The 26,401-nt window shown below is 42.3% G+C and carries 39 protein-coding genes; 35 read left to right on the forward strand and 4 right to left on the reverse strand.

Translation table 11 applies throughout. The features are described 5' to 3' along the window. Nucleotides 1-87: 87 nt before the first annotated feature. The 3 genes from H6G28_RS18510 to H6G28_RS18520 all read right to left on the reverse strand — a co-directional run bounded on the left by H6G28_RS18510 (nt 88) and on the right by H6G28_RS18520 (nt 2,461). The gene (locus H6G28_RS18510; protein WP_190672990.1) at nt 88-1,335 is read right to left on the reverse strand and encodes a phospholipase D-like domain-containing protein; all 1,248 of its coding nucleotides are present in this window, start codon (nt 1,333-1,335) and stop codon (nt 88-90) included. Between the two features lie 250 nt (nt 1,336-1,585). Next, nucleotides 1,586-1,960: a hypothetical protein gene (locus tag H6G28_RS18515; protein WP_190672993.1), complete on the reverse strand. Its 375-nt coding sequence runs from the start codon at nt 1,958-1,960 to the stop codon at nt 1,586-1,588. 6 nt (nt 1,961-1,966) lie between these two features. Beyond that, nucleotides 1,967-2,461 (reverse strand): hypothetical protein, encoded by a 495-nt coding sequence (locus tag H6G28_RS18520; protein WP_190672996.1) that lies wholly within the window; start codon nt 2,459-2,461, stop codon nt 1,967-1,969. Between the two features lie 324 nt (nt 2,462-2,785). Between H6G28_RS18520 and H6G28_RS18525 the strand changes: the two genes are divergently transcribed. Further along, nucleotides 2,786-3,085, forward strand: a complete 300-nt coding sequence (locus tag H6G28_RS18525; protein WP_190673215.1) for a type II toxin-antitoxin system HigB family toxin — start codon at nt 2,786-2,788, stop codon at nt 3,083-3,085. Next, nucleotides 3,069-3,470 (forward strand): helix-turn-helix domain-containing protein, encoded by a 402-nt coding sequence (locus H6G28_RS18530; RefSeq protein WP_190672999.1) that lies wholly within the window; start codon nt 3,069-3,071, stop codon nt 3,468-3,470. Before H6G28_RS18525 ends, H6G28_RS18530 begins: the two co-directional genes overlap by 17 nt. A 63-nt stretch (nt 3,471-3,533) precedes the next feature. Here the strand turns inward: H6G28_RS18530 and H6G28_RS18535 are convergent, their stop codons facing one another. Beyond that, nucleotides 3,534-4,022 (reverse strand): NAD(P)H-quinone oxidoreductase subunit N, encoded by a 489-nt coding sequence (locus H6G28_RS18535; RefSeq protein ID WP_190588733.1) that lies wholly within the window; start codon nt 4,020-4,022, stop codon nt 3,534-3,536. Nucleotides 4,023-5,081: 1,059 nt separating this feature from the next. Here H6G28_RS18535 and rplC point away from each other — a divergent pair. The 33 genes from rplC to H6G28_RS18700 all read left to right on the forward strand — a co-directional run bounded on the left by rplC (nt 5,082) and on the right by H6G28_RS18700 (nt 26,383). Beyond that, nucleotides 5,082-5,717 carry a 50S ribosomal protein L3 gene (gene rplC, locus H6G28_RS18540; RefSeq protein ID WP_190588734.1) on the forward strand — a complete coding sequence of 212 codons (636 nt, stop codon included), beginning with the start codon at nt 5,082-5,084 and terminating at the stop codon, nt 5,715-5,717. Between the two features lie 91 nt (nt 5,718-5,808). Beyond that, nucleotides 5,809-6,441 carry a 50S ribosomal protein L4 gene (gene rplD, locus H6G28_RS18545; protein WP_190588910.1) on the forward strand — a complete coding sequence of 211 codons (633 nt, stop codon included), beginning with the start codon at nt 5,809-5,811 and terminating at the stop codon, nt 6,439-6,441. Then, complete coding sequence (locus tag H6G28_RS18550) at nt 6,434-6,748, forward strand: 50S ribosomal protein L23 (protein WP_190588735.1); 315 nt, start codon at nt 6,434-6,436, stop codon at nt 6,746-6,748. The genes rplD and H6G28_RS18550 overlap by 8 nt, the downstream gene beginning before the upstream one ends. A 6-nt stretch (nt 6,749-6,754) precedes the next feature. Continuing rightward, nucleotides 6,755-7,618 (forward strand): 50S ribosomal protein L2, encoded by an 864-nt coding sequence (gene rplB / locus H6G28_RS18555; protein ID WP_190588736.1) that lies wholly within the window; start codon nt 6,755-6,757, stop codon nt 7,616-7,618. Between the two features lie 97 nt (nt 7,619-7,715). After that, nucleotides 7,716-7,994: a 30S ribosomal protein S19 gene (gene rpsS / locus H6G28_RS18560; protein WP_190588737.1), complete on the forward strand. Its 279-nt coding sequence runs from the start codon at nt 7,716-7,718 to the stop codon at nt 7,992-7,994. A gap of 87 nt (nt 7,995-8,081) precedes the next feature. Next, nucleotides 8,082-8,441 carry a 50S ribosomal protein L22 gene (gene rplV, locus H6G28_RS18565; protein WP_190588918.1) on the forward strand — a complete coding sequence of 120 codons (360 nt, stop codon included), beginning with the start codon at nt 8,082-8,084 and terminating at the stop codon, nt 8,439-8,441. Between the two features lie 26 nt (nt 8,442-8,467). Further along, nucleotides 8,468-9,223, forward strand: coding sequence for a 30S ribosomal protein S3 (rpsC, locus tag H6G28_RS18570; protein WP_190588738.1), 756 nt, complete (start codon nt 8,468-8,470; stop codon nt 9,221-9,223). Between the two features lie 72 nt (nt 9,224-9,295). Beyond that, nucleotides 9,296-9,724, forward strand: coding sequence for a 50S ribosomal protein L16 (gene rplP / locus H6G28_RS18575; protein ID WP_190588739.1), 429 nt, complete (start codon nt 9,296-9,298; stop codon nt 9,722-9,724). Between the two features lie 3 nt (nt 9,725-9,727). After that, on the forward strand, nt 9,728-9,955 hold the full coding sequence (gene rpmC / locus H6G28_RS18580; protein WP_190588740.1) for a 50S ribosomal protein L29: 228 nt from the start codon (nt 9,728-9,730) through the stop codon (nt 9,953-9,955). Between the two features lie 6 nt (nt 9,956-9,961). Further along, nucleotides 9,962-10,210 carry a 30S ribosomal protein S17 gene (gene rpsQ / locus H6G28_RS18585; RefSeq protein WP_015113422.1) on the forward strand — a complete coding sequence of 83 codons (249 nt, stop codon included), beginning with the start codon at nt 9,962-9,964 and terminating at the stop codon, nt 10,208-10,210. Between the two features lie 39 nt (nt 10,211-10,249). Next, nucleotides 10,250-10,618, forward strand: coding sequence for a 50S ribosomal protein L14 (rplN, locus tag H6G28_RS18590; protein WP_062291728.1), 369 nt, complete (start codon nt 10,250-10,252; stop codon nt 10,616-10,618). Further along, on the forward strand, nt 10,618-10,962 hold the full coding sequence (gene rplX / locus H6G28_RS18595) for a 50S ribosomal protein L24 (RefSeq protein WP_190673002.1): 345 nt from the start codon (nt 10,618-10,620) through the stop codon (nt 10,960-10,962). Before rplN ends, rplX begins: the two co-directional genes overlap by 1 nt. A 97-nt stretch (nt 10,963-11,059) precedes the next feature. Further along, on the forward strand, nt 11,060-11,608 hold the full coding sequence (gene rplE / locus H6G28_RS18600; protein WP_190588742.1) for a 50S ribosomal protein L5: 549 nt from the start codon (nt 11,060-11,062) through the stop codon (nt 11,606-11,608). Nucleotides 11,609-11,628: 20 nt separating this feature from the next. Next, entirely contained in the window at nt 11,629-12,030 is a 402-nt protein-coding gene (gene rpsH, locus H6G28_RS18605; protein ID WP_190588743.1) for a 30S ribosomal protein S8, read from the forward strand. Between the two features lie 93 nt (nt 12,031-12,123). After that, nucleotides 12,124-12,672: a 50S ribosomal protein L6 gene (rplF, locus tag H6G28_RS18610; RefSeq protein ID WP_190588744.1), complete on the forward strand. Its 549-nt coding sequence runs from the start codon at nt 12,124-12,126 to the stop codon at nt 12,670-12,672. Between the two features lie 2 nt (nt 12,673-12,674). Continuing rightward, nucleotides 12,675-13,037: a 50S ribosomal protein L18 gene (gene rplR / locus H6G28_RS18615; protein ID WP_190588745.1), complete on the forward strand. Its 363-nt coding sequence runs from the start codon at nt 12,675-12,677 to the stop codon at nt 13,035-13,037. 106 nt (nt 13,038-13,143) lie between these two features. After that, entirely contained in the window at nt 13,144-13,668 is a 525-nt protein-coding gene (rpsE, locus tag H6G28_RS18620; protein WP_062291712.1) for a 30S ribosomal protein S5, read from the forward strand. 45 nt (nt 13,669-13,713) lie between these two features. Next, entirely contained in the window at nt 13,714-14,160 is a 447-nt protein-coding gene (rplO, locus tag H6G28_RS18625) for a 50S ribosomal protein L15 (protein ID WP_190588746.1), read from the forward strand. Nucleotides 14,161-14,230: 70 nt separating this feature from the next. After that, nucleotides 14,231-15,544 carry a preprotein translocase subunit SecY gene (secY, locus tag H6G28_RS18630; RefSeq protein ID WP_190588747.1) on the forward strand — a complete coding sequence of 438 codons (1,314 nt, stop codon included), beginning with the start codon at nt 14,231-14,233 and terminating at the stop codon, nt 15,542-15,544. Next, complete coding sequence (locus H6G28_RS18635) at nt 15,544-16,098, forward strand: adenylate kinase (protein WP_190588748.1); 555 nt, start codon at nt 15,544-15,546, stop codon at nt 16,096-16,098. The genes secY and H6G28_RS18635 overlap by 1 nt, the downstream gene beginning before the upstream one ends. 202 nt (nt 16,099-16,300) lie before the next feature. Beyond that, nucleotides 16,301-16,525 carry a translation initiation factor IF-1 gene (gene infA / locus H6G28_RS18640; protein WP_006276978.1) on the forward strand — a complete coding sequence of 75 codons (225 nt, stop codon included), beginning with the start codon at nt 16,301-16,303 and terminating at the stop codon, nt 16,523-16,525. A gap of 135 nt (nt 16,526-16,660) precedes the next feature. Next, on the forward strand, nt 16,661-16,774 hold the full coding sequence (gene rpmJ / locus H6G28_RS18645) for a 50S ribosomal protein L36 (RefSeq protein WP_015113411.1): 114 nt from the start codon (nt 16,661-16,663) through the stop codon (nt 16,772-16,774). Between the two features lie 125 nt (nt 16,775-16,899). After that, on the forward strand, nt 16,900-17,280 hold the full coding sequence (rpsM, locus tag H6G28_RS18650) for a 30S ribosomal protein S13 (RefSeq protein ID WP_062291702.1): 381 nt from the start codon (nt 16,900-16,902) through the stop codon (nt 17,278-17,280). A gap of 54 nt (nt 17,281-17,334) precedes the next feature. Next, nucleotides 17,335-17,730 carry a 30S ribosomal protein S11 gene (rpsK, locus tag H6G28_RS18655; protein WP_015113409.1) on the forward strand — a complete coding sequence of 132 codons (396 nt, stop codon included), beginning with the start codon at nt 17,335-17,337 and terminating at the stop codon, nt 17,728-17,730. Nucleotides 17,731-18,066: 336 nt separating this feature from the next. Continuing rightward, on the forward strand, nt 18,067-19,014 hold the full coding sequence (locus H6G28_RS18660) for a DNA-directed RNA polymerase subunit alpha (RefSeq protein ID WP_015113408.1): 948 nt from the start codon (nt 18,067-18,069) through the stop codon (nt 19,012-19,014). 33 nt (nt 19,015-19,047) lie between these two features. After that, nucleotides 19,048-19,398, forward strand: a complete 351-nt coding sequence (gene rplQ, locus H6G28_RS18665) for a 50S ribosomal protein L17 (RefSeq protein WP_190588749.1) — start codon at nt 19,048-19,050, stop codon at nt 19,396-19,398. Nucleotides 19,399-19,468: 70 nt separating this feature from the next. Then, nucleotides 19,469-20,290, forward strand: a complete 822-nt coding sequence (gene truA, locus H6G28_RS18670) for a tRNA pseudouridine(38-40) synthase TruA (protein WP_190588750.1) — start codon at nt 19,469-19,471, stop codon at nt 20,288-20,290. Nucleotides 20,291-20,356: 66 nt separating this feature from the next. Beyond that, entirely contained in the window at nt 20,357-20,812 is a 456-nt protein-coding gene (rplM, locus tag H6G28_RS18675; protein ID WP_190588751.1) for a 50S ribosomal protein L13, read from the forward strand. After that, entirely contained in the window at nt 20,812-21,228 is a 417-nt protein-coding gene (rpsI, locus tag H6G28_RS18680) for a 30S ribosomal protein S9 (RefSeq protein ID WP_190588752.1), read from the forward strand. Before rplM ends, rpsI begins: the two co-directional genes overlap by 1 nt. Nucleotides 21,229-21,431: 203 nt before the next feature. Then, complete coding sequence (gene rpmE, locus H6G28_RS18685; RefSeq protein ID WP_190588753.1) at nt 21,432-21,671, forward strand: 50S ribosomal protein L31; 240 nt, start codon at nt 21,432-21,434, stop codon at nt 21,669-21,671. 117 nt (nt 21,672-21,788) lie between these two features. Next, nucleotides 21,789-22,889 carry a peptide chain release factor 1 gene (gene prfA, locus H6G28_RS18690; RefSeq protein ID WP_190673005.1) on the forward strand — a complete coding sequence of 367 codons (1,101 nt, stop codon included), beginning with the start codon at nt 21,789-21,791 and terminating at the stop codon, nt 22,887-22,889. Nucleotides 22,890-23,047: 158 nt separating this feature from the next. After that, nucleotides 23,048-25,735, forward strand: coding sequence for a DNA methyltransferase (locus H6G28_RS18695; protein WP_190673008.1), 2,688 nt, complete (start codon nt 23,048-23,050; stop codon nt 25,733-25,735). Between the two features lie 147 nt (nt 25,736-25,882). Further along, complete coding sequence (locus H6G28_RS18700) at nt 25,883-26,383, forward strand: hypothetical protein (RefSeq protein WP_190673011.1); 501 nt, start codon at nt 25,883-25,885, stop codon at nt 26,381-26,383. Nucleotides 26,384-26,401 lie beyond the last annotated feature (18 nt).

The following is a 26,401-nucleotide window of genomic DNA, read 5'->3' on the forward strand; positions in this document are numbered from 1 at the left end:
GTCTATTTTTCCTCATATAGTTGTGTATCTTCTTTTACTTAATATTGAACGCCTAACTCCTCTTGCACGTAGTTGTGGTTTTGACATTCATATTTCCAGGTGCAAGAAGTGAGTAAAGGGAATATCATCAGGATCTGCTTCTTCTGTTACAGCTTGGAAGTAGCTGGAATTATAACCTGGTGAGTTAGTTTTTAACGAGTTAGAAGAAAATAATATTTTAGGTGATGGAAAAGGAGGTAATGGTATCTCGTTTGCTTTAGGATATGATTCCACTTCCAAATTTATCGCTGTGTCGAACCTATTGATCAGACTTTTTATAATGTATGTATCATTTGTCAATATTCCTATTTCACGCTCATTAGAGGAATCATTTGAAGTCAGGAAATTATGACTGCCTAACATAGCAAATTTATTATCACAAACTAAAAACTTTTCATGTGTACCTAATAATTTTAGTTTGCACTTACCTAGATATTTATGTTCTAACTGTTTTATCCTCGACAGAGCATTATACTTCCATCCTTTCTTTAACTCTCCATTTCGTTTATCACCTAAATATCCCCAGCCTATTTCAATAGTTACATTCTTGTCTAAAAGATTTTCAATTTTGTTTATTACAATATCATCAACAGCATAATTAGAAATCCAGGGACAAACTAAAATTAAGCGTTCAGTGGCAATCTCTAAAGCATCTAATAAATACTTACGGCTTTCATAACGATTAATTACTAATCGATATTCATAAACTGAATGAAGTTTTAATATTTGCTGATTAAGCTGGCTGATTTGAGTTTCAATAAATTTATTATTGTGAAATATTTGTTCGGAAAAATTAGAATTATTTATTTCTATATTTTCTATCTTTTGTTGTAAGTCATCAACTCTTGAAAATAAATTATTGGTTGTGCCGAGAAGATTTCCTGTAAGGTAAATATGGTTTTCCAATATATCTCTTGTTTCTTTAAAATTACTTTTTATATTTTCCAAGTGATAATAAATGTTATTGATGGTTTGTGTTTGATTATTGTTTTGTTGTTTTAAATCAATTAATGTTAAATCAAGGTTATCATTATCTGCGTCTAAACTGGATGAAAATCGGTATTGCTGGTTCAGTAAGTTAATATCTTTATGTATCTGATTGATAGCATTTTGATGATGTTTTATCTGTCTTTGCAATTGTTTTCGATTGATCAAGCTGAGTGAGAGGGCTGCTATCAATGGAACTCCTGGAAGTATAAACTGCTTAGTTATGATAGATACTGTTACCACTAAAAGTGAAGAAGTGAGTGCTACCCATTCTGCGAACTCTAACAAATGAAGTTTTTTATTAGACATTACAACTTTTAACTAAACCATAGTAAATACTCTACTAAAAAATTACGCAGTAATTACATATTTTCTTTTAAGGTCATTTTACTTCCGATGCTGTGTGACATTCAGCTAACACGGCAAAGCCTGTAAGTTGCTATGACCTGAGATTTATTGAATAGTTCTCAAAGGTATCGCGGCACTTAACAGATGTGCGATCGCAGTTTTTCTAAACATAATCGCAACTTCTACCAAAAAATAAGTGATCACCACAGGTTTACGGTATGGGTGCAATATTAGGGTGTTTTCCCGCGTAATAAACAATAACCTTCAATTGCTGCTCATCAGGAATGTAAAATACTCTGTCTCCTTTTGTGACTTCATATTCCCATACTCCTTTGTAAGTTTTACCCTTCAAAGGAAAAACACGTCCTGGCTGTCTGCTTGTTGGTGTAGAACATAAATCCTCATAACAGCGCAGAGAGTTTTCTGGATAACGTTGCATTAAAGCTTCCCAGTCCCGATTAACTCGACGATTTTTAGCTACTACCAACCAAGTGCTTTCTCTCTCAGATAATGCAGGGGCAGTCAGTTTCACTTCAGGCGGCTCTACATTTTCTACTATGGGGTTTTCTTCTTGGTTATCTGACATATACCCTTACTCAGCACTATGAGCAGATGGTTTGGTTAATGGTATTTCATCAGTTTCAGCACTAAAAGCTGCTGCTAGTTCAGGACTAAATATAGCAATAGCACTTTCATGCCATTCATGGATGAGCGCCTCAATCATCTCCCATGCTGTAGTTGAAGAATCTATCAACCGAAAAGCTTCACTTAGCTCCTTGATAAACTCTTGCAAATCATCCGCATCAAACACACTCAACCATCCATAAGGATGTTCAAAGCCGATTTCTTTCCCTAGTAATAAAGAAAAAGCAACAGTTAATCCTTCAAAGACAGCTTGACTTTGAGTAGCTGCTTTCACCAAAGAAGTTACTTCCTCTCTACGCAACAAAGCAAAAGCATGATCATTGCGAGTAATTGTCACCGGACGTTCTAAAGCTTTGTCTAGAACTCGCCCAGGCTGACGATTTAACTCAGTGGCAGTAATTAGCTCATCTGAGTAAATATTGCCAAAATTGCCTAAAACCATAATTTATGCGTTTTCAGCCAAGGAGATTTCATGAAATTATTGACTACGTATAATTGTACGTACTATTTTTAAAGGGTCAATAGGGTTATCATAGTTGCTATGACCTTAGATTTATTGAATATTTATCAAAGGTATTATTGCGCGTATGTTAATCGCAATGGCATGTTTATAAATATAATCGCAACTTCTCCCAAAAAATTGCACCTACACCGCAGGTTTACGGTGTAGGTGCAATTTTGTTTTTTACTTGATGTTGAGTAGTCTGATCAAGTAAAAGCCCGGTGAATACTCGCCGAGGATATTAAAAAATAAAATGATTATATGATGCACGTCATAAGTCGTAAACCGCTTCGAGAATTTTGCCAAATACATGCTGATTCTTGTGAAGCACTTGATGACTGGTTTCAGACAGCAAGCAAAGCAAACTGGGCTAATCTGATTGAGGTTCAAACAGTCTACCCAAAAGCTGAAGCTGTTAGTAACTTTACAGTTTTTAATATTAAAGGCAATAAATATCGCTTAATTACCAGTATTAATTACGAGAAGCAGGTTATCTACATCAAGTACGTTTTGACTCATGCCAATTATGACAAAGACGACTGGAAGCATGACCCATACTATTAATTCCACAATTTACGGTGAGTTATTGTTACACTATCAACCCCGCATTATCAAAACTGAGTCGGAAAATGAGCAATTTCTGGCAGTGGTTGAAGAATTATTGGCTCGTCCTGACTTGAGTCCAGAAGAAGATATCTTGTTAGAACTATTAGTCAAACTCATCGAAGACTTTGAAGCAAAGCACTATCAACTTAATGCTTCAACTTCTTGTTCCAGACTGTTGCATTTGATGGATGCTCGAAATTTACAGCCATCTGATTTGGTGGAAGTACTGGGTTCAAGTGAGATAGTGACTAAGTTACTTGATGGAGAGCAAGAAATCACAGAAGAACAGGCCAAGGTTTTAGGACAGTTTTTTCACGTTGAGCCGGAGTTATTTTGCTCATGAAAAACAAAGGCGATCGCACCTGTAAAATCAGAAATGCGATCGCCTTTGTTGTAATCGAAAAAATTACACAGCCTGAGAACTAACCGCGAAGGTAGCTGTCAAAGGCTTCCATTTGAAAGCACGACTACCGCCTCTTTCCACCACTACTTTGACTTTGGGTTCCAGTTTCGGCAATTCTGCTAAAAACTCAATTTCTTGATCAGACAGAATATGCCCTTCAATGATCCACAGCACCAAACCCTTAGATTTTGGTGGTAACTGTTCTAACTGATAGTTAACAATTGGGGGTAAATAGTAGACACTACCCACAGCCGCACCACTACCAGTACTTTTCTTACCCAAGTGAGGCGGTCTCACACCATGAACTCCAGTAAGATAGGCCGCTACATCGCCCAATCCCCTAGCAGTTATATTTAAAGTCACATAGCCAGCAGCACGCAGTCGGCGGCGATATCGACCTTCAAAACCTCCCTCTAAAGGGACGTACGTACCGAGAGCGCCAAATTTCTCCAAATCTCGGATTAAACCATTGCCAGTGGTAATCAGTGCCATAGATTTTCGTTTATCCTATCCCACTTACATATCTCTATTATTTACTGTTAAGTAAAATATTTAAGGTGTCTTCAGATAGCAACTAGTCCAAAACTTGCCAAAGTATTGCCCAACAAAGCAAATCACTTCTAAAAGCTTATTTTATTCACCTAATAATATAGATATATGCAACTTACTCAGGACTTACACACCAAGATTTTCTGTGGAGACTGGGTAAAAGGGCATAGGGCTGCGCCGTGAGCGTCAACCGAACAGTGTCAGGGTTTTAAATCAGGTCAGGTCACTTCGACTGCGCTCAGTGACCTGACCTGATTCAAAACCCTTGAGTGAGTCCTGACAAAATACTCGACAAACATCACACCCCTCATCTATAATGTGAGATTGTGACCAAACGGCAAAATAAAGCCTTCCCTGGTGAGTCGTATGAGCGTAACATCTAACCTCTGATTAAACAGAATCAAGTTATTAAGTTAAGCCAAGCTACCAAGAGACTGCTAAACTAAAAAAGCCTTGATGTTCACCAAATATAATTATGGCGAAGTAATCAAAGCCATAAGCCGGATACAATTTGGATTCTTTCCTGTAACCCGGATAAACCAGGCAAAACCTTGAACAGTAGTTTAAGGTAATCCTGAACGTAGAAACTGAGTTGTAATACTAGTGCTGTAGTAGTACAAAAGCCTTAGTTATAGGGATACTGAGTGGTAATTAACTACTTAAGTCCTTCTACCACAAGGAGGCCACCAAAAAAGCAGCCTCCAAAAAGTGCCTAAGCAACTGCTTGGACGAGAGCATTGCTGCACGAAAAGCAAAGCTTTAGAGCATTGCCTTAAAAACAGAGATTTGTGATCCGTTTGGAAGCAACTCATGGCTGTTCTAGTAAGCAACTGAATTCAGGTAAACGGATTCAACCAAAATTTAGGGAACGGTTTTTGTTTTCTGGATAAGAGAAAGCAACATTAGTTGCTGGAAATTACTGAGGATCGTCCTCCCTCAGTCAGAAAACCACCGAACATCCCGATGAATCTGCTCAGTAAGTAAAAAGGAGAACCAGTTACTGTGTCTGTAGGTATTCTCGGCACCAAGCTGGGCATGACCCAAATATTTGACGAGGCAGGAGTAGCAATTCCTGTCACTGTTGTTCAAGCAGGGCCATGCACTGTTACACAAGTCAAAACAAAGCAAACTGACGGTTATACCGCCATTCAACTTGGTTATGGCGAAGTTAAACCAAAAGCTCTCAATAAACCCGTATTGGGTCACTTAGCCAAATCATCAGCGCCAGCTTTACGTCACCTGAGTGAGTTTCGCATAGATAATTCCAGCGAATATACATTAGGTCAAGAAATCAAAGCAGATATTTTTACTGCTGGTCAAATCGTAGATGTAATTGGTACAAGTATCGGTCGCGGTTTTGCAGGCAACCAAAAGCGGAATAACTTTGGTCGCGGGCCAATGTCTCACGGTTCTAAAAACCACAGAGCGCCCGGTTCCATTGGTGCTGGTACAACACCCGGTCGTGTGTATCCAGGAAAAAGAATGGCAGGGCGCTTGGGCGGTACCCGCGTCACCATTAGTAAATTGACAGTTGTGCGTGTAGACGCAGAACGCAACTTATTACTCATTAAAGGTGCAATTCCTGGTAAACCAGGTTCCTTAGTGAGTGTTGTACCCGCAAAGAAAGTTGGTAAATAGTCAATCGTCAATGGTCATTAGTCATTGGTTATTAGCTAAAGACAAATGACAAAGGACTAATGACAAAAGACAAATGACAAAGGACAAAAAAATGGTTGAGACTGTAGTTAAAAACTGGCAAGGAGAGGAAGTCGGACAAAAGACGTTCGACTTGCGAGTTGCCAAAGAAGAAACAGCGGCCCATATTGTACATCGTGCCTTGGTTAGACAAACAACCAATGCTCGTCAAGGAACCGCTAGTACAAAAACTCGCGCAGAAGTTAGAGGTGGTGGCCGCAAACCTTGGCGGCAAAAAGGCACAGGTCGCGCTCGTGCTGGTTCGATTCGTTCACCCTTATGGCGTGGTGGTGGTGTGATTTTTGGGCCTAAACCCAGAGATTACGACCTGAAAATGAACCGGAAAGAACGGCGGTTGGCATTACGCACAGCCTTCGTGAGCCGTGCTGATGATTTGATTGTGGTCGAAGAATTTAGCAACGAACTTTCTCGTCCGAAAACTAAAGATTTATTGGCAGCTTTAGTGCGTTGGGGAGTAAGCCCAGAACAAAAGACACTGTTAATTTTGTCTGAAATTGCCGAAACCGTTTATCTGTCAGGACGCAACGTCGAGAACTTAAAAATTATTGCCGCAGATCAGTTAAATGTTTATGATTTGCTGCACGCTGACAAGCTTGTGGTTACAGCACCAGCATTAGAAAAAATTCAGGAGGTCTACAATGCCTAAGATTGCGCCCCGTGATCTGCCTGACTTGGTGCGTCGCCCGATTGTCACCGAAAAAGCAACGATTCTGATGGAACAGAATCAATACACTTTTGAAGTAGTTCTGAAAGCTACCAAGCCAGATATTAAAGCAGCGATCGAAGACTTGTTTCAAGTCAAAGTAGTCAAAATCAACACTGCTACACAGCCACGGAAAAAACGTCGCGTGGGCAAATTTATTGGCTACAAGCCCCAATATAAGAAAGCTATTGTCACCGTCTCACCTGGGGACGCACAAAAGATTAGACAGATTCTATTCCCAGAGGTCTAACAAAAAATGGGTACTCGTTCTTATCGCCCTTATACCCCCAGTACTCGTCAAGTTACAATCTCCGACTTTTCGGAAATTACTAAAAAAGATCCAGAAAAGTCTCTGACGGTGTACGTCCATCGCGCCAAAGGTCGCAACAATCAAGGGCGGATAACCAGCCGTCGCCGGGGTGGCGGCCATAAAAGACTTTATCGAATTATTGATTTTAAAAGAGATAAGCGTAACATTCCCGCTACAGTGTTAGCGATCGAGTACGATCCCAACCGCAACGCTCGTATTGCCCTACTGCAATATCAGGATGGGGAAAAACGCTATATCCTGCAACCGAATGGCTTGACTGTAGGTAAAACCTTAATGGCTGGACCTGAGTCTCCCATTGAAGATGGTAATGCTTTACCACTGGCAAACATTCCTTTAGGTACAAACGTACATAACGTAGAACTGACTGCGGGTAAGGGTGGTCAAATTGTTCGTGCTGCTGGTGCGACAGCGCAAGTAGTGGCGAAAGAAGGTAATTATGTCACCCTCAAGTTGCCTTCTGGGGAAGTGCGGATGGTGCGGCGTGAATGCTACGCTACCATCGGGCAAGTAGGCAACACGGACTTTAGAAACCTGAGTGCAGGTAAAGCTGGACGTAATCGCTGGAAAGGTCGCCGCCCGAAAGTTAGAGGTAGCGTCATGAACCCAGTTGATCACCCACATGGTGGTGGTGAAGGTAGAGCGCCCATTGGTCGTTCTGGCCCAGTCACACCTTGGGGTAAACCAACATTGGGAGCCAAGACACGCAAGCCCAAGAAACCTAGCAGTAGATTGATTGTACGCCGTCGTCGTAAATCTTCTAAGCGCGGTCGTGGTGGTCGTCAGTCTTAAAATTTTAGATTTGAAATTTTGGATTTTAGATTGAGAAATTATCTAAAATCCAACTAAATAAATCCAAAAGCCCAAATCCTAAAACCAAAATTTAACTATGGGTCGTTCACTAAAAAAAGGGCCTTTCGTTGCCGATCACTTACTCAGCAAAATTGAAAAGCTGAACGAGAGAAACGAAAAGCAAGTCATTAAAACTTGGTCAAGAGCCTCAACAATTCTGCCCCAGATGGTGGGACATACGATCGCTGTTCACAATGGTAGACAACACGTCCCCGTGTTTATCAGCGATCAGATGGTAGGTCATAAGTTGGGAGAATTCGCCCCAACACGCACCTACAGGGGTCATGGCAAAAGTGACAAAAAAGCGGGTAGATAGTTTGTTCTTTGTCTATTGTCATTAGTCCTTTGCAACTGACAAATGACAAATGACAGATGACGAATGACAAACGACAAGGAGAAAAACATGGCAACTAATACTACAGAAGTAAAAGCGATCGCCCGTTATATACGCATGTCTCCCTTTAAAGTGCGTCGCGTACTCGATCAAATTCGGGGGCGGTCTTACAGAGAAGCGTTAATTATTCTGGAATTTATGCCTTATCGGGCTTGTGAACCAGTACTAAAACTAATTAGAAGCGCAGCCGCCAATGCTGAACACAATGCAGGTCTAGACCGCGCCCAACTGGTAATTACTCAAGCTTATGCCGATCAAGGCCCAGTCCTAAAACGTTTCCAACCTAGAGCGCAAGGTCGAGCTTACCAAATTCGCAAACCTACATGTCACATCACAGTAGCTGTAGCTGCTGGTGAGACTGTGGAATAATTACCAGAACTTTAGAGGAAGCATTTGTGGGACAAAAAATTCATCCAGTTGGCTTTCGCCTCGGAATTACCCAAGAACACCAATCCCGGTGGTACGCAGATCCTGAACGCTATCCAGAACTTTTACAAGAAGATTACAAACTACGTAATTACATCGAACAAAAACTGGGTAGACTCGCTCAAAACAACGCTGGTATTTCCGAAGTTAGAATTGAGCGCAAAGCAGACCAAATTGATTTAGAAGTACGCACAGCCCGCCCTGGTGTAGTTGTAGGTCGTGGTGGACAAGGTATCGAATCCTTACGTACTGGACTGCAAGATTTATTAGGCGGTACTCGCCAGATTCGGATTAACGTCGTCGAAGTTCAACGAGTTGATGCCGATGCTTACTTAATTTCGGAATACATCGCCCAACAATTAGAACGTCGGGTTTCCTTCCGTCGCGTAGTCCGCCAAGCAATTCAACGGGCGCAACGTGCTGGTATTCAAGGAATTAAAATTCAAGTCAGTGGTCGGCTCAACGGTGCGGAAATTGCCCGGACAGAATGGACGCGCGAAGGTAGAGTACCTCTACACACCTTACGGGCTGATATTGACTACGCTTACTGCACAGCCAAAACCGTTTACGGTATTTTGGGCATCAAAGTGTGGGTATTTAAAGGAGAAATTATTCCTGGACAGGAAGAAACTCAACCCCAACCCGCCACCCGCGAACGTGAGCCGCGTCGCCGTCAACAACAGCGCCGTCGTCAGCAGTTTGAAGACCGTTCCAATGAAGGCTAAATCGTTATTTGTCATTAGTCCTGAGTAATGACAAATGACAAATGACAAATGACAAACGACAGATGAAAAATCATGTTAAGTCCTAGAAGAACTAAATTCCGCAAACAACAGCGCGGGCGAATGGCGGGTCTAGCCCACCGGGGTAGCACCCTCAACTTTGGCGATTTTGCCCTCCAAGCCCAAGAACCAGCTTGGATTACCTCTCGACAAATCGAAGCTTCCCGTCGGGCGATGACACGTTATATCCGCCGGGGTGGTAAAATCTGGATTCGGATATTCCCAGATAAGCCTGTAACCATGCGTCCAGCAGAAACACGGATGGGTTCTGGTAAAGGTAATCCAGAGTTTTGGGTAGCAGTAGTGAAGCCAGGGCGGATTTTATTTGAAATCGCTGGGGTTTCTGAAGAAATCGCCCGTGAAGCTATGCGCCTAGCTGCATACAAACTGCCAATTAAAACTAAATTTATTGTGCGCCCTCAAATAGAAGAGGAGCAGGAGTAGGTTATGCCGCTTCCTAAGATTTCAGAAGCAAGAGAATTAAGTGACGAACAATTAGCTGCGGAAATTGCCGCCACTAAAAAACAACTGTTTCAGTTGCGCTTGCAAAAGGCAACCAGACAACTAGAAAAACCCCACCAATTCCGCCACGCTCGCCATCGCCTTGCCCAACTGTTGACAGTAGAGGGAGAGCGCAAACGGGCAGCAAGTCAAACTCCTAAAGAAGAGAACTAAGAGATTATGGCAATCAAAGAACGAGTTGGGTTGGTAGTGAGCGACAAAATGCAAAAAACGGTGGTAGTTGCCATCGAAAACCGCGCTCCCCATCCCAAATACGGCAAGATTGTAGTGAAAACCCGCCGCTATAAAGCTCATGATGAAGAAAACAAATGCAAAGTGGGCGATCGCGTGCGGATTCAAGAAACCAGACCCCTGAGCAAAACCAAACGCTGGCAAGTCACAGAAATCCTCAACACTAAAAACTCATAAGTTGTTACTTCACTAACAACTGCACAAGGGAGACCAATTGTGATTCAACCCCAAACTTACTTAAATGTGGCAGATAACAGTGGCGCACGGAAACTAATGTGTATCCGGGTGTTAGGTGCTGGTAATAGCCGTTACGGTTTTATCGGCGATCGCATTATTGCTGTTGTCAAAGATGCCATCCCCAACATGGCTGTGAAAAAATCAGATGTTGTGGAAGCTGTGATTGTTCGCACCCGCCATAACATTCGTCGTGATAGCGGTATGACTATTCGCTTTGATGATAACGCCGCCGTGATCATCAATAAAGAAGGTAATCCTAGAGGTACACGGGTATTTGGCCCAGTAGCACGGGAACTCCGCGACAAGAACTTTACTAAAATTGTTTCTCTGGCTCCGGAGGTGCTGTAATGCCTATCCAAAAGGAAAAAGTATTCTATAAAATGCACGTCAAAACTGGTGACACCGTGCAAGTAATTGCCGGCAAAGACAAAGGCAAAGTTGGCGAAGTGATTAAAGCATTGCCCCAACTGAGCAAAGTCATTGTTAAAGGTGTCAACATTAAGACCAAGCACGTTAAACCCCAACAAGAAGGGGAATCTGGACGGATTGTAACTCAAGAGTACCCAATCCACAGTTCTAACGTGATGCTCTATTCCACCAAACAAAATGTCGCTAGTCGCGTTTGCTACACCTTTACCCCCGAAGGCAAGAAGGTGCGAAAACTCAAAAAAACTGGCGAGATTATTGATTAAGGATGAAGCTGAAAGCCTGAAGTATAAATATTACTTATTTTATCTTCATCCTCTATAATCTTCCCTGACCAAGCCCAGGGATCTCAGGACAAAAACTATGGCGACAACAAGACTCAAAACTTTATATCAAGAGACAATCGTCCCGAAACTCACAAATCAGTTTCAATACACCAACGTTCATCAAGTACCGAAGTTGGTCAAGGTAACTGTGAACCGAGGTTTGGGCGAAGCAGCACAAAATGCTAAGGCTTTGGAAGCTTCTATCAACGAAATTGCGCTCATTACTGGTCAAAAACCCGTAGTGACAAGAGCGAAAAAAGCGATCGCAGGCTTTAAAATTCGCCAAGGTATGCCCGTCGGGATTATGGTCACACTCAGAGGCGAGAGAATGTATGCTTTCCTCGACCGCTTGATCAGCTTGACACTACCAAGAATTCGTGACTTTCGTGGTATTAGCCCTAAAAGCTTTGACGGCCGTGGTAACTATACTCTCGGCGTAAGAGAACAGCTAATCTTTCCAGAAGTCGAATACGATAGCATTGATCAAGTTCGTGGTCTGGATATTTCGATTATTACTACAGCAAAAAATGACGAAGAGGGCCGCGCTTTACTCAAAGAATTGGGAATGCCCTTTCGCGATCAATAAGTTCATCTAAAGAGGGAACGATGGCGGCTAACGACACAATTGCAGATATGCTGACGCGCATCCGCAATGCCAATATGGCAAGGCATCAAACAACACAAGTGCCAGCCACTAAAATGACCCGTAGTATTGCCAAAGTACTACAAGAAGAAGGATTCATTTCAGAATATACAGAAGCCGAAGAAGGCGTAAAACGGCACTTGGTGATTGCCCTAAAATACAAAGGGAAAAATCGTCAGCCTTTGATTACTGCCCTCAAACGGATCAGTAAACCTGGTTTACGTGTTTATTCCAACCGAAAAGAACTACCCAGAGTATTAGGCGGTATCGGTATTGCCATTATTTCTACCTCCAGTGGCATTATGACTGACCGTGAAGCTCGCCGTCAGAATTTGGGTGGTGAAGTACTTTGCTACGTCTGGTAGTCATTAGTCATTTGTCATTAGTCATTGGTCATTAGTAAAGGACAAAGGACAAAGGACAAATAACAAAGGACAAATAACAAAGGACAAAAGATCATGTCTCGTATTGGTAAACGACCAATTACTATTCCCGCCAAAGTGCAAATCACAATTGATGGCACTAAGGTTGTGGTCAAAGGCCCCAAAGGTGAGCTTTCACGGGATTTACCTGTTCAAGTAACAGTGAGCCAGGAAGGCGAAACCTTACAAGTAGTTCGTAAAGATGATTCCCGTACCTCTCGCCAAATGCACGGTTTAAGCCGGACATTGGTAGCCAACATGGTAGAGGGAGTTTCCCAAGGTTTTCAACGTCGTTTGGAAATTCAAGGGGTTGGTTATCGCGCCCAAGTACAAGGACGCAACCTGGTGTTAAACATGGGTTTCAGTCACCAAGTACAGATTGAGCCACCAGATGGTATTCAGTTTGCCGTAGAGAATAACACTAACGTCATCGTTAGTGGTTACGACAAAGAAATAGTCGGTAATACAGCCGCTAAGATTCGTGCCGTCCGACCACCAGAACCCTACAAAGGTAAAGGTATTCGCTATGCGGGTGAAGTAGTCAGACGCAAAGCTGGTAAGACCGGAGGTAAAGGTAAGAAATAAACATGAAACTTACTCGTAGAGAATCCAAACAGCGCCGCCACCGCCGCGTTCGTGGCAAGGTAAACGGCTCTCCCGAACGCCCACGCCTATCCGTATTTCGTTCTCACCAACATATTTACGCCCAAGTAATTGATGATACTCAGCATCATACTTTAGTGGCAGCATCAACTTTAGATGCAGAGTTAAAAGCAAATTTAGCTTCTGGCGCTAACTGCGAAGCCTCAGCGCAAGTTGGTAAGTTAATCGCAGCCCGCGCATTAGAAAAGGGCATTACAAAAGTAGTTTTTGATCGTGGTGGTAACATATACCACGGCCGCATCAAAACACTAGCGGATGCTGCACGCGAAGCTGGTTTAGATTTTTAAAGTCATTAGTCATTAGTCATTGGTCATTGGTCATTAGGTAAATGACAAAGGACAAGTGACAACTGACAAATGACAATTGACAAATGACATTTAGAGAGCATGAATTATGGCAACAGGTCGTCGTAAAGCTAACCGCGCAAAAAAAGAAGAAACTAACTGGCAAGAGCGCGTCATCCAAATCCGACGGGTGAGCAAGGTAGTTAAGGGTGGTAAAAAACTCAGCTTCCGTGCCATTGTCGTTGTTGGGAACGAACGCGGTCAAGTCGGTGTGGGAGTAGGTAAAGCCTCAGATGTTATCGGTGCTGTGAAAAAAGGCGTAGCCGATGGCAAAAAACATCTCATTGACATTCCGATTACCAAATCTAATTCCATTCCGCATCCCATTGATGGCGTTGGTGGTGGTGCAAAAGTCATCATGCGCCCAGCCGCACCTGGTACCGGTGTAATTGCTGGTGGTGCTGTGCGGACTGTATTGGAATTAGCCGGAGTTCGCAACGTTCTTGCTAAACAACTTGGTTCTAACAACCCACTCAATAATGCTAGAGCCGCAGTTAACGCTTTATCTACCCTGCGTACTTTGGCGGAAGTTGCTGAAGACCGTGGTATCGCTATTGACAAACTCTACATTTAGTAGAGCTTCACTCACCGAGTTCTTGTAAACAATACAAATAACATCATGAGACTCAACGATGTTAAGCCCCAAAAAGGCTCTAAAAAACGCCGTCGCCGTGTAGCCAGAGGTATTTCTGCTGGTCAAGGTGCCAGTGCCGGTCTAGGTATGCGGGGTCAAAAATCTCGCTCTGGTAGTAGTACCAGACCAGGGTTTGAAGGTGGTCAACAGCCATTGTACCGCCGTATACCCAAGCTGAAAGGCTTTCCACTTGTGAATCGCAAGATTTACACTACGATAAATGTAGAGAAGTTAGCCTCTCTTCCTGCCAACACAGAAGTAACATTGGAATCCTTAAAAGCAGCCGGGATTTTAACCTCTGCCAAAGGGCCATTGAAAATTTTGGGTAATGGGGAATTGAACGTTGCCCTCAACGTCAAAGCGGCAGCTTTCACAGGTCAAGCTCGTAGCAAAATTGAGGCAGCTGGAGGAAGTTGTGAAGTTTTAGGGTGAAGCCCAACCGCGCACTTAAATACCTGCCAACTCCCTTCCAGTGCCTGGTTCACGACAAAGGTAGCACTCTATGATCAGTCGAGATAAAGCCCCAACGGCTCAAGAAACTTTTATGCAGATGGCACAAGCAGCTGGGCTAAGAGGCAGGCTGCTTGTTACTGTCGGTATTTTAATTTTGGTTCGCCTAGGTATCTTTTTACCTGTACCGGGAATTGACCGAGCTAGATTTGCTGAAGCAATTTCCGGCAACAATTCTATATTCGGTTTATTGGATATCTTTTCTGGGCGGGGACTTTCTACTTTGGGAGTCTTTGCTTTAGGGATTCTGCCCTTTATTAATGCGTCCATTATCATCCAATTGCTGACTGCGGCTATCCCATCTTTAGAAAATTTACAGAAAAACGAAGGCGAAGCAGGAAGGCGGAAAATTTCGCAAATTACCCGCTACGTGACTGTAGGTTGGGCAATTATCCAAAGTACGGCTTTTTCTGCCTTATTTTTGCAACAATTTGCTTTAACTCCTGGCCCGCTATTTGTAGCTGAAACTGCGATCGCTCTCACCGCAGGTTCTATGTTTGTTATGTGGGCATCCGAACTGATCACAGAACGAGGTATTGGCAATGGTGCATCATTGTTGATTTTTGTCAACATTGTTGCTTCGCTACCCAAATCTCTAGGCGACACCATCGACTTAGTACAAGTTGGCGGTCGAGAAATCGTGGGTCGGGTAATTGTGCTGGTGTTGGTCTTCTTGGCCACCATCGTGGGCATTGTCTTTGTGCAGGAAGGTATTCGCCGCATCCCCATCATTTCAGCTCGTCGTCAAGTAGGTAGAAGAGTTTTGGCAGAACAGCGTAGTTATCTACCCCTGCGGCTCAACTCTGGTGGTGTGATGCCAATTATTTTTGCGGCTGCCATTTTGAGTTTGCCATTACTCATTGCCAACTTTACAAAAAATCCTGACTTGGCGAACATCGTCAATACCTATCTCAGCCCTGGTGGTTCTGCACCTTGGGTGTATGCCTTGGTGTATTTAACTTCCATTGTTTTCTTTAGCTACTTCTACTCTTCATTGATTGTCAACCCAGTTGATGTAGCTCAAAACTTGAAAAAAATGGGATCGAGTATTCCTGGGATTCGTCCAGGGAAAGCAACCAGTGAGTATATTGAGCGAGTTATTAACCGCTTAACTTTTTTGGGAGCTATCTTTTTAGGCTTGGTTGCGATTATTCCTACCGCCGTGGAAAGTGCGTTGAAAGTACCAACCTTCAAGGGACTGGGTGCTACTTCATTGTTAATTCTAGTTGGTGTGGCAATTGACACCGCAAAACAAGTCCAAACCTACGTTATTTCTCAGCGTTATGAAGGAATGGTGAAACAATAGTGACGCGACTAATCTTCTTGGGGCCACCGGGTGCGGGCAAAGGAACTCAAGCTCAGGTTTTGGCAGAACACCTGCATATCCCTCATATTTCCACTGGTGAAATCTTGAGGCAAGCCATGAAAGAGCAAACTCCTTTGGGAGTCAAAGCTCAAAGTTACGTTGATAGCGGTGAGTTGGTTCCTGATCAATTGGTGCAAGATTTAGTGGAGGAACGTCTAGGTCAATCAGATGCCAAATCTGGTTGGATTTTAGACGGTTTTCCTCGCAAAGTGACGCAAGCAGCTTTTTTAGAGGCATTGTTAGCGAAAACTGCTCAAGGTGGCGAAAGAGTAGTTAACTTAGATGCACCAGATGACATTGTAATTTCACGGTTACTGGCTAGAGGAAGAAAAGATGATACCGAAGAGGTGATTCGTCGTCGTCTAGAAGTGTACCGGAATGAAACTGCACCTTTGATCAACTACTATAGTGAACGCCAAAGGCTATTAACAGTCAATGGTAATCAATCCCAAGAAGAAGTCACTAGTGAATTGAAACAAATTTTAGTTTCCTAGCTGGAGATATAGGAGTAGTTATGGGGAATCATAAAATTCACCACTCACTACTCCCCATTCTTCACTGAACTCTGGCAAGAGTATGCTGATCGATTTTAGCTAAGATATATTAATAAACTGTTGATATATTTCTCAAATTGTGTTCTGTTGCAGATAAAAGCTGCCAATGAACCGAAAACTGTTGAGTTGAGGAACAAAAAAGTTGTCTAAACAAGATTTGATTGAAATGGAAGGTACGGTTACTGAGTCCTTGCCAAACGCGATGTTTCGTGTAGACCTGGACAATGGTTTTAACGTACTGGCACACATTTCTGGAAAAATTCGCCGCAACTACATCAAGATTTTGCCAGGCGATCGCGTCAAGGTTGAACTCACTCCCTATGACCTGACAAAAGGCCGAATTACCTATAGATTGCGGAAAAAATAATTAAATCCAGAAAAAACTAGTTATATGTGAAGGATCTTACCATAAAATCAACTTGTTGGGAGATTCTCATTTACTTAACTGTAATATTTTTCTAGAAATGCTATAATTTTATATTTGGAGTCAATTAAGAAAGGCATGAAAGTTCGAGCCTCTGTCAAAAAAATTTGCGAAAAGTGTAACGTGATTCGCCGTCGTGGTCGCGTTATGGTGATTTGCTCTAACCCCAAGCATAAACAACGTCAAGGATAACACTCTCAGTATTGGGAAGTTAACCGTGACTAGGAAAAAATCACCAAAAAACCCCTAGATGTGGCATATCAATCACCCACATCTTAACCAAGAGAAATTGCGAGAACAACAGGGAGAGATTTATTGTGGCACGTATTGCCGGCGTAGACCTGCCACGCGACAAGCGCGTAGAGATTGGTCTAACTTACATTTATGGAATTGGATTATCAAGGTCGCAGGAAATTCTGGCGGCTACAAGTGTCAATCCAGACACTCGTGTGAAAGACTTAAGTGATGCCGATGTCGCAGCCCTACGTGCAGAAATAGAAAGTAACTATCAAGTAGAAGGTGACTTGCGACGCTTGGAAGGGATGAACATCAAGCGTCTAATTGACATCGGAACCTACAGAGGTCGCCGTCACCGGATGGGTTTACCAGTTAGAGGACAAAGAACTCGTACTAATGCTAGAACCCGTCGTGGTAGAAGGCAGACAGTGGCTGGTAAGAAGAAGGCTCCTGGCAAATAATTGTTCATTGCTTGCTCAACAGAGCAAGTTTTTCCTTAAATTAACTAAACAAATATGGCGAGACAACCAACTAAAAAAACTGGGAGTAAAAAGCAAAAGCGGAACGTACCCAACGGACTTGCTTACATCCAATCTACTTTCAACAATAGCATTGTCACAATCACTGATCAAAACGGCGATGTTATTTCCTGGGCAAGTGCTGGTTCCAGTGGTTTTAAAGGAGCCAAAAAAGGCACTCCCTTTGCAGCCCAAACTGCTGCTGAAAGCGCCGCCCGTCGTGCTATTGACCAAGGAATGCGTCAAATTGAAGTGATGGTCAGTGGCCCTGGTGCTGGTAGAGAAACTGCGATTCGCGCACTGCAAGGAGCAGGGCTGGAAATTACCCTGATTCGGGATATTACCCCAATTCCTCACAATGGTTGCCGTCCACCAAAGCGCCGTCGAGTCTAGATAAAACTTGTTGGGTAACAAATACCAGAAGTTGCAATTAAAAATTCACTTGTCATAGCTACTAAAGTCTTGGTTTTTAGCTATCAAGCAGAGTAAATAGTAAATAACTTCTGGATGCTTGGGTGGTAAAAAGCAAGTTAGCTCTTCCTAGAGGGAGAGCTGCTGCACTATCCGCAACACCATATTAATTATGGATAATCGCCCACAAGCTTCATCAGCAGGTCAGCTACCCCACTAGAGTTGGGTAATTTGATCAGCCGGAAGCAAGCCGAGGGCAGAAGTAAATTGAATAGGCAATTAATTGTTAGCAGCACCTTAATTAAGGGAGGCTACTCCGTGGCGCAGTTTCAAATTGAATGTGTAGAGTCAAGTACAGAAGAAAGTCGGAGCCATTACAGCAAGTTTGTCTTAGAACCCCTAGAGCGTGGTCAAGGTACAACTGTGGGTAATGCACTGCGGCGGGTGTTGTTGTCCAACTTGGAAGGAACAGCCGTGACCGCAGTGCGAATTGCAGGTGTGACACATGAGTTTGCTACAGTTCCTGGTGTGCGGGAAGACGTGCTAGAAATCTTGATGAGAATGAAAGAAGTTATTCTCAAAAGTTACTCTTCTCAACCCCAAATTGGCAGATTACTCGTTACCGGGCCAGCAACAGTCACAGCCGCTCATTTTGATTTGCCTAGTGAAGTTGAAGTTGTTGATCCTACCCAGTATGTTGCGACTCTCGCTGAGGGCGGTAAGCTGGAAATGGAATTTCGCATCGAACGCGGTAAGGGTTATCGTACCGTAGAACGAGGACGGGAAGAAGCCACTTCTTTGGACTTTTTGCAAATCGACTCAGTATTTATGCCAGTGCGAAAAGTCAACTATAGTGTTGAAGAAGCCCGTGCAGATGGCTCGATTACCAAAGACAGACTGTTATTAGAAGTTTGGACAAATGGCAGTGTCTCTCCCCAAGAAGCACTATCCTCAGCTGCCAGTATTTTGGTAGATTTATTCAACCCACTGAAGGACATTTCGTTAGAACCAACAGATATTGGTTCTGATGTTCCAGACGATCCAACTGCTCAAATTCCCATCGAAGAATTGCAACTTTCTGTGCGGGCATACAACTGTCTCAAACGCGCACAAGTTAATTCTGTGGCAGACTTATTGGATTTTACCCAAGAAGATTTGCTGGAAATCAAAAACTTTGGTCAAAAATCGGCGGAAGAGGTGGTAGAAGCGTTGCAACGACGCTTGGGTATTACCTTACCGCAGGAAAGAAGCTCCAAACACAGCTAAAGCAAAACCTTTCATAGTTCATAGTCCACTATTATGCGTCACCGTTGTCGGGTTAAAAAACTTGGTAAACCAGCTGACCAGCGTCGCGCTCTGTTGCGTACCTTAACCACTGAGCTAGTTCGTCATGGTCGAATTACCACCACTTTGATTAGAGCGAAAGCTTTGCGGAGTGAAGTAGATAAAATGATTACCTTAGCGAAAGACGGCTCCTTAGCATCTCGTCGGGCGGCTTTAGGTTACATATATGACAAGCAACTGGTTCATGCTTTGTTTGAACAAGCTCCTACTCGGTATGCTAATCGTAGTGGTGGTTACACCCGGATTCTTCATACCGTGCCTCGGCGTGGAGACAATGCCGAAATGGCAATTATTGAACTGGTCTAAGTCATTAGTCATTAGTCATTGATCAAACTGAACAAATGACAAAGGACAAGTGACAAAGGACAAAATCTGTATGTTAGAAATTGACCAGCCGCAACAAACTCAAAGAGTTGCCTTGGTAATTCAATACCTAGGTACTCATTTTCATGGCTGGCAAAGGCAAAAGGGGCAGCGTACAGTCCAAGAAGAAATCGAAACAGCGATCGCGACTATTCTTGGTCATCATGTCACACTACATGGTGCAGGACGCACTGATGCTGGTGTTCATGCTGCTGCACAAGTAGCCCACTTTGATGCTACAGGTTTAATTCCGGCTCAGAAATGGGCAACAGTTCTCAACAGTTATCTGCCACAAGACATCATAATTAGGGCTTCAGCACCCGTAGGTAACGCTTGGCACGCCCGTTTTAGCGCGGCTTATCGGCGATACCGCTACACGATATACACTGAAAAACGACCAAATTTGTTCGTTAAACCCTTTAGTTGGCATTATTATCATGAGCCACTGGATGAATTATTAATTCAGTCTGCCATGAAACCTCTGTTGGGCAAGCATCATTTAGCAGCTTTCCATCGTGCAGGTTCCAAGCGAAAACATTCTTGGGTAGAAGTACAAGCCGCCCAATGTCATCGTAGCGGGTCACTGCTCCATCTAGAAATTCAAGCAGATGGATTTTTATATGGCATGGTTAGACTGCTGGTGGGAATGCTAGTACAAGTAGGTGCTGGACAGCGCACCCTGGCGAACTTCACCGAAATTTGGCAAGAAGAACGCCGAGAAGAAGTAAAATATGCCGCACCTGCTCAGGGTTTATGCTTGTTGCGCGTCGGCTATCCTGATTTTCCTTTTTCTTGTGATATTTGGTACGATACCCAGCCCAAATTTAGTTTTTAGTCATTGGTCATCAGTCATTACTCAATGACGAATGACAAAGGGCAAAATAACAAAGGACAAACACAAATGAGTAAAACCTACCTTCCGCCTCAAGCTTCACTTGAGCATGATTGGTACGTAGTAGATGCTACTGACCAACGTCTTGGTCGCCTCGCTACCGAAATCGCTATGATTCTTCGAGGCAAAAAGAAACCGGAATATACACCTCACATGGACACTGGTGACTTTGTGATTGTGATTAATGCCGAGAAAATCGCAGTCACAGGTAAAAAACGGACGCAAAAATTATATCGTCGCCACTCTGGCCGTCCTGGTGGGATGAAGACCGAAACTTTTGCCAAGCTGCAACAGCGCATCCCCGAACGGATTCTTGAACATGCTATTAAAGGTATGCTTCCTAAAAATAGCTTGGGTCGGCAGTTGTTTACCAAGCTCAAAGTTTATGCAGGGCCGACTCATCCCCACGCAGCTCAACAACCTAAAGAATTAAAGATTAGTACAATTCCTGGAGAAGAAAGTTAATGGTAGTAGCAGAAGCCAATAGCGGTCGTGCCGTTTACTGGGGTACTGGCCGCCGTAAATCCGCAGTTGCACGAGTCCGCCTTGTGCCTGGTAGCGGTCAATTGACAGTCAATGGCAAGCCTGGAGATTTATACTTCCAGTTCAATGCGAATTACTTGGGAGTGATTAAAGCTCCTCTGGAAACCCTTGGCTTGGAAAGCGAATATGACATTTTGGTGAAAGCTGAGGGTGGTGGCTTGACTGGTCAAGCTGATTCTATCCGTTTGGGTGTAGCTCGTGCTTTGTGTCAATTAGACCCAGAAAATCGCTCACCCTTAAAAACCGAAGGTTATCTCACCCGCGATCCCAGAGCTAAAGAGCGCAAAAAATACGGTTTGCACAAAGCTCGCAAAGCTCCTCAGTACTCCAAACGATAAGGGATTGGGTCTTGGGAATTGGGTAATTTTTGTTGTCCCTAGTACAACAAGGCAAAAGTAAAAAGTCAAAAGGAAAAAGAAAGAATAGTGATACCACAAGCCTTTTAGCCATTCCAAATGATCTGTTTATTTCCGCCGATCTGTACTAGTCTCTAGATTCCACTGAAAGTTATAATTTATATAGATTCACCACAAAAGGAACAATGGCTAAACCTGATATTCATCCCCAGTGGTATCCAGATGCTAAAGTCTACTGCAACGGTAAAGTTGTTATGACTATTGGTTCTACCAAGCCAGAATTGCACGTAGACGTTTGGTCTGGAAATCACCCTTTTTATACTGGTACTCAAAAGATTATCGATACCGAAGGTCGCGTAGAACGCTTCCTGCGGAAATACGGCAAGTCAAGCGAGCAAGGCTCCGGCGACAAAAAGAAAAAGTAGCGGTTTGGCTCTGCTGTTAACGACGACCCTGCGAATGCTGGGTCGATTGTCATTTTTTGAGCCAAGTTGTTATTTGAAGGAGCGAATGCGCTCAACGCACACTTCGTGAACGCACTTATGGCTGAAACATACCTGCTGGAGAAATTAAAATCTGTTGAACAAACCTTTAATGAACTGACACGCCGCCTTGCTGACCCAGATACCGCGAAAAACCCAGATGAGTATCAACAAATAGCTAAGGCTCGTTCTTCTTTGGAAGAGGTAGTGAATACCTATGAAACTTGGAAACTAGCCCAAGAAGACTTAATTGGAGCGCGTCAGGTTTATAAAGAAGCCGCCAGTGACCCAGAAATGCAAGAAATGGCCGCACTGGAAGTTAGTGAATTAGAAGAAAAAATAGCATACTTAGAAACCCGCTTAAAAGTATTATTACTGCCCCGCGACCCCAACGATGAGAAGAATATCATGTTGGAAATTCGCGCTGGGACAGGTGGTGATGAAGCGAGTATTTGGGCTGGTGATTTGATGCGGATGTACACTCGCTACGCGCAAACTCAAGGTTGGAAAGTTTCGCTGGCGAGCGAATCTTTGGGAGAAATGGGCGGTTGGAAAGAAGTCATTCTGGAAATTAAAGGTGACAACGTTTACAGCCAGTTAAAGTTTGAAGCTGGAGTGCATCGCGTACAGCGTGTACCAGTCACAGAAGCTGGGGGACGGGTGCATACTTCAACCGCTACTGTTGCAATCATGCCAGAAGTGGATGATGTAGAAATTCACATCGACCCCAAAGATATTGAAATGACAACGGCTCGTTCTGGTGGTGCTGGTGGACAAAACGTCAACAAAGTGGAAACAGCCGTTGACTTGATGCACAAACCCACAGGAATCAGAATTTTCTGTACGGAAGAGCGTAGCCAGTTGCAAAACAAAGAACGGGCGATGCAAATTTTGCGGGCGAAACTGTATGAAATGAAGTTACGCGAACAACAAGAAGCTGTAACTTCGATGCGGCGATCGCAGGTTGGGACAGGATCGCGATCGGAAAAGATTCGCACTTATAACTATAAAGATAACCGCGTTACCGACCACCGCTTAGGTCAAAACTTCTCCTTAAACCCTGTTCTGGAAGGTGATTTAGAGACAGTAATTCAATCTTGTATCTCTCAAGATCAGCAAGAACGTTTGGCAGAGTTAGCGGCTTCCGGTACAATGAACTAATTTTTAGTTTCACAATTAACTTAATTGAAAACCGTCTGATGTGTTGTAATGTTTAACGCGCAGGCGGTTTTTTAATTTAGCTATTTTTTTACCATTTTTCCTGATTAATTTATAACATTGAAATACTTACAATTACTTAGGCTAATGCCTCATCAAAAATGGTAGCAACACGGGAAAGTTTGGATAAATTTGTTAGTTTTTGCAAGCATCACATTACAGGACAAGAAAAAAAAGAAGCTCAAACATTTTTGGATCGCTTTTTTCGAGCTTTTGGACATGAAGGAGCATTAGAAGCAGGAGCTAGTTACGAAGAAGCAATTAAAAAAGGTAGCAAAAAAGGTAAAACAGGTTTTGCAGATTTAGTTTGGAAACCCCGTGTATTGATTGAAATGAAAAAGCGCGGGGAGGATTTGAGTAAGCATTATTCTCAAGCATTTGATTATTGGACACGTTTAGTACCGCAACGTCCGAAATATGTAATTTTATGTAATTTTGATGAGTTTTGGATATTTGATTTTGATATTCAATTAGATACACCTGTAGATGTAATTACCTTAGAGCAGCTACCAGAAAGAGCAGGAGCCTTTGGTTTTATGGAATTAGGAGAAAAAACTCCTATTTTCCGCAATAATCAGGTAGAGGTGACAGAACGTGCTGCTCGTCGTATGGGGGAGTTGCTGCTTGAATTGGAAAGGCGGGGAATTGAAAAGTTAACAGCACAACGATTCATTCTGCAATGTGTATTAGCAATGTTCGCAGAAGATAGACAACTTTTACCTCGTGATATGTTTATTTCTTGTGTTGAAGATTGTATTGCTGGCGCAAGTTCTTATGATGTTTTAGGTGGTTTATTTCGGGAGATGAATCAACCCGGAATTACACCTGCTGGACGCTATCAAGGAGTTGATTATTTTAATGGTGGTTTATTTTCAATAATTCATCCTATTGATTTGAGCAAGGAAGAATTGAATTTTTTGGAGTTATCAGCTAAAGAAAATTGGAGTCAGGTACGTCCAGCGATTTTTGGTAGTTTATTTGAAAGTACGATAGATAGAATAGAGCGCCATGCAAGAGGGATTCACTACACCTCAGAAGCGGATATTATGAAAATTGTCCGTCCAACAATTAGCCGTTATTGGGAAGAAAAAATAGAAGCAGCTAATACAATTGGTGAATTGTCAACATTGCAATTAGAATTACAAAGTTATCGCGTACTTGATCCGGCTTGTGGTTCAGGAAATTTTCTTTACATTGCTTATCAAGAACTCAAGCGGATTGAAATGTTATTGCTTGATAAAATTTCGCAGCGTCGTAGGTCAAATGATAAACAAATGCAAATAGGATTTGTCACACCATTAAATTTTTTTGGGATGGATACAAATCCTTTTGCGGTGGAATTGGCTAGAGTGACTTTGATGATTGCGCGGAAGATTGCAATTGATAATTTAAAATTGACTGAACCTGCTTTACCTTTGGATACTTTAGATAACAATATTGTTTGTCAAGATGCGCTGTTTAGTGAATGGACAAAGGCTGATGCAATTATTGGTAATCCTCCATTTTTGGGTGGTCATAGAATTAGACAAGAGTTAGGTGATGAATACACCAGAGCAATTTTTGAGAAATTTACAGAAATTAAAAATCAACAAATAGATATTGCTTGCTATTGGTTTCGATTGGCTCATGAACAACTTAGAGAAACTGGAAGAGCAGGATTAGTAGCTACAAATTCAATTTGTCAAGGTAAAAATAGAGAAGCTGCTTTAGATTACATTATTGATAATAATGGATATATTCATGATGCCATATCAAGTCAAGCTTGGTCTGGAGAAGCAAGTGTTCATGTTAGTGTAGTTAACTGGAGCAAGAAAACAAGCCAAAGTTTATATTTAGATAATCGGTTAGTTCCAGCGATCAACTCTTCATTAAAATCTACTATTGACTTTACTAAGGCAAATTACCTTAAAATCAATGCTGCTTGGTGTATTCGTGGAGTAGAGCCAAATGGTAGAGGATTCATAGTTACAGAAGAGCAAGCAAAAGCTTGGATTGAACATGATTCAAGAAATCAAAAAATTCTTAAATTATTTTCAATGGGTGAAAATTTAGCTAAGAATCCTCATGGTACTCCAGAACGCTGGATAATTGATTTTGTAAATATGTCTATTGAAGAAGCAAGTAGTTATATCCTACCCTTCAGACATATAGAAACTTATGTTAAGCCAGAAAGGTTAAAGAAGCGTGAAATAAATTTAAGAAGAAAATGGTGGATATTCAAGCGTACTAATGAAGTAATGAGAGCCTCAATTGCTAAATTAAAATTTTACTTCACTGTTCCTAGAGTATCTAAGTGGTCTATTTTTATTCTTGTACCTCTTCATTGGTTAGCAGGTGATAAATCAGTTGTTCTCACCACTGATGATTTTTATATTTTTGGCATTGTTTCATCAACAGTACATCGCACTTGGATGAATGCACAAAAATCAACTTTAGGTGAAACTACAGCATATACACCAACAACTTGCTTTGAAAAATTCCCCTTTCCACAAACTCCAGACGCTAAATTAGTTCAACAAATTCGCACCAAAGCTGAAGAATTGCACAAATACAGAACAGAACAAATGGAGTCAAAGCAATGGGGAATCACCACACTCTACAACAATTTTTTTGATGAACCAACTAGCCAGCTTTATAAACTGCATCAACAGTTAGATAAATTAGTGTTACAAGCTTATGGCTTTAATGCCAACGACGATATTTTAGAGAAATTACTTATATTAAATAGAGAATTAGCGGAGAAAGAACAGCAGGGAATCAAGATTGTTGGCCCTTGGTCTCCAGTTTAATTGTGTCAGTTCCTCAAAAACCAGATCCCCGACTTCTTAAAGAAGTCAGGGATCTAAGCCAGTAGTGGTTTATCCCAAATTTTACTACTGGCGAGTCAGTATAAATAGTTTTAAAATGGTGAGCATCAAATTTTTATAGGTGCAGCTATGTCATTGTTACGGAACGAACCTTTAGATTGGCAATCTAATCCCGAAACATCTTATATACCTGTTTATCATAAAGGTAGTTTAGTTGGTTTCTTCAAGCAAGAATATGTGAATGAAATTCTTTATTTTTTAAATGAAGAAGAAGTTTTAAAAAAAGCTCTCAAAAAAGCTTGTGCTGATTTACTAAAAAAGACTGGTGGCGATATAACTAAGGTTAATTATTTAGTACAAAAATATATAAAAGTTAGTGAACGTCCTAAATATGGGGCGAGAGCGATCGCGCTTTTACTACAAGAGCGACAAAAAGAACTTGACCTTAACAATCAAGAATTTGTCAAATTCTGCGATACCTTTAAAATCTCTCCTACCGAACTCAATAGTATTTATGCTGGAGAGCCGATTGATGATAGTTTATTAGCGCCAATCTCACGAGTATTAGGGATAACTAGAGAGCGTGTACAAGAAGTTAGAGATGGTGCAGAAGCCCAAAAAAGTACATAATTAGCTATTAACATTATT

It is taken from the genome of Nostoc sp. FACHB-190 (assembly GCF_014696905.1).
Classification (GTDB): domain Bacteria; phylum Cyanobacteriota; class Cyanobacteriia; order Cyanobacteriales; family Nostocaceae; genus Nostoc_B.

Excerpts from the sequence above, each read along its gene's own strand:
- rplM (WP_190588751.1), top strand. The coding sequence starts at position 20,357 with ATGAGTAAAACCTACCTTCCGCCTCAAGCTTCACTTGAGCATGATTGG.
- rpsQ (WP_015113422.1), top strand. The coding sequence starts at position 9,962 with ATGGCAATCAAAGAACGAGTTGGGTTGGTAGTGAGCGACAAAATGCAA.
- rplO (WP_190588746.1), top strand. The coding sequence starts at position 13,714 with ATGAGACTCAACGATGTTAAGCCCCAAAAAGGCTCTAAAAAACGCCGT.
- rplF (WP_190588744.1), top strand. The coding sequence starts at position 12,124 with ATGTCTCGTATTGGTAAACGACCAATTACTATTCCCGCCAAAGTGCAA.
- rpsE (WP_062291712.1), top strand. The coding sequence starts at position 13,144 with ATGGCAACAGGTCGTCGTAAAGCTAACCGCGCAAAAAAAGAAGAAACT.
- rplP (WP_190588739.1), top strand. The coding sequence starts at position 9,296 with ATGTTAAGTCCTAGAAGAACTAAATTCCGCAAACAACAGCGCGGGCGA.
- rpsH (WP_190588743.1), top strand. The coding sequence starts at position 11,629 with ATGGCGGCTAACGACACAATTGCAGATATGCTGACGCGCATCCGCAAT.
- rpmE (WP_190588753.1), top strand. The coding sequence starts at position 21,432 with ATGGCTAAACCTGATATTCATCCCCAGTGGTATCCAGATGCTAAAGTC.
- rplD (WP_190588910.1), top strand. The coding sequence starts at position 5,809 with ATGGTTGAGACTGTAGTTAAAAACTGGCAAGGAGAGGAAGTCGGACAA.
- rpsK (WP_015113409.1), top strand. The coding sequence starts at position 17,335 with ATGGCGAGACAACCAACTAAAAAAACTGGGAGTAAAAAGCAAAAGCGG.
- rplX (WP_190673002.1), top strand. The coding sequence starts at position 10,618 with ATGCCTATCCAAAAGGAAAAAGTATTCTATAAAATGCACGTCAAAACT.
- H6G28_RS18525 (WP_190673215.1), top strand. The coding sequence starts at position 2,786 with ATGCACGTCATAAGTCGTAAACCGCTTCGAGAATTTTGCCAAATACAT.
- rpmC (WP_190588740.1), top strand. The coding sequence starts at position 9,728 with ATGCCGCTTCCTAAGATTTCAGAAGCAAGAGAATTAAGTGACGAACAA.
- rpsI (WP_190588752.1), top strand. The coding sequence starts at position 20,812 with ATGGTAGTAGCAGAAGCCAATAGCGGTCGTGCCGTTTACTGGGGTACT.
- rplR (WP_190588745.1), top strand. The coding sequence starts at position 12,675 with ATGAAACTTACTCGTAGAGAATCCAAACAGCGCCGCCACCGCCGCGTT.
- rpsS (WP_190588737.1), top strand. The coding sequence starts at position 7,716 with ATGGGTCGTTCACTAAAAAAAGGGCCTTTCGTTGCCGATCACTTACTC.
- H6G28_RS18700 (WP_190673011.1), top strand. The coding sequence starts at position 25,883 with ATGTCATTGTTACGGAACGAACCTTTAGATTGGCAATCTAATCCCGAA.
- H6G28_RS18520 (WP_190672996.1), bottom strand. The coding sequence starts at position 2,461 with ATGGTTTTAGGCAATTTTGGCAATATTTACTCAGATGAGCTAATTACT.
- rplQ (WP_190588749.1), top strand. The coding sequence starts at position 19,048 with ATGCGTCACCGTTGTCGGGTTAAAAAACTTGGTAAACCAGCTGACCAG.
- rplE (WP_190588742.1), top strand. The coding sequence starts at position 11,060 with ATGGCGACAACAAGACTCAAAACTTTATATCAAGAGACAATCGTCCCG.
- H6G28_RS18535 (WP_190588733.1), bottom strand. The coding sequence starts at position 4,022 with ATGGCACTGATTACCACTGGCAATGGTTTAATCCGAGATTTGGAGAAA.
- rpmJ (WP_015113411.1), top strand. The coding sequence starts at position 16,661 with ATGAAAGTTCGAGCCTCTGTCAAAAAAATTTGCGAAAAGTGTAACGTG.
- H6G28_RS18530 (WP_190672999.1), top strand. The coding sequence starts at position 3,069 with ATGACCCATACTATTAATTCCACAATTTACGGTGAGTTATTGTTACAC.
- prfA (WP_190673005.1), top strand. The coding sequence starts at position 21,789 with ATGGCTGAAACATACCTGCTGGAGAAATTAAAATCTGTTGAACAAACC.
- H6G28_RS18695 (WP_190673008.1), top strand. The coding sequence starts at position 23,048 with ATGGTAGCAACACGGGAAAGTTTGGATAAATTTGTTAGTTTTTGCAAG.
- truA (WP_190588750.1), top strand. The coding sequence starts at position 19,469 with ATGTTAGAAATTGACCAGCCGCAACAAACTCAAAGAGTTGCCTTGGTA.
- H6G28_RS18515 (WP_190672993.1), bottom strand. The coding sequence starts at position 1,960 with ATGTCAGATAACCAAGAAGAAAACCCCATAGTAGAAAATGTAGAGCCG.
- rplB (WP_190588736.1), top strand. The coding sequence starts at position 6,755 with ATGGGTACTCGTTCTTATCGCCCTTATACCCCCAGTACTCGTCAAGTT.
- H6G28_RS18510 (WP_190672990.1), bottom strand. The coding sequence starts at position 1,335 with ATGTCTAATAAAAAACTTCATTTGTTAGAGTTCGCAGAATGGGTAGCA.
- secY (WP_190588747.1), top strand. The coding sequence starts at position 14,231 with ATGATCAGTCGAGATAAAGCCCCAACGGCTCAAGAAACTTTTATGCAG.
- rplV (WP_190588918.1), top strand. The coding sequence starts at position 8,082 with ATGGCAACTAATACTACAGAAGTAAAAGCGATCGCCCGTTATATACGC.
- H6G28_RS18550 (WP_190588735.1), top strand. The coding sequence starts at position 6,434 with ATGCCTAAGATTGCGCCCCGTGATCTGCCTGACTTGGTGCGTCGCCCG.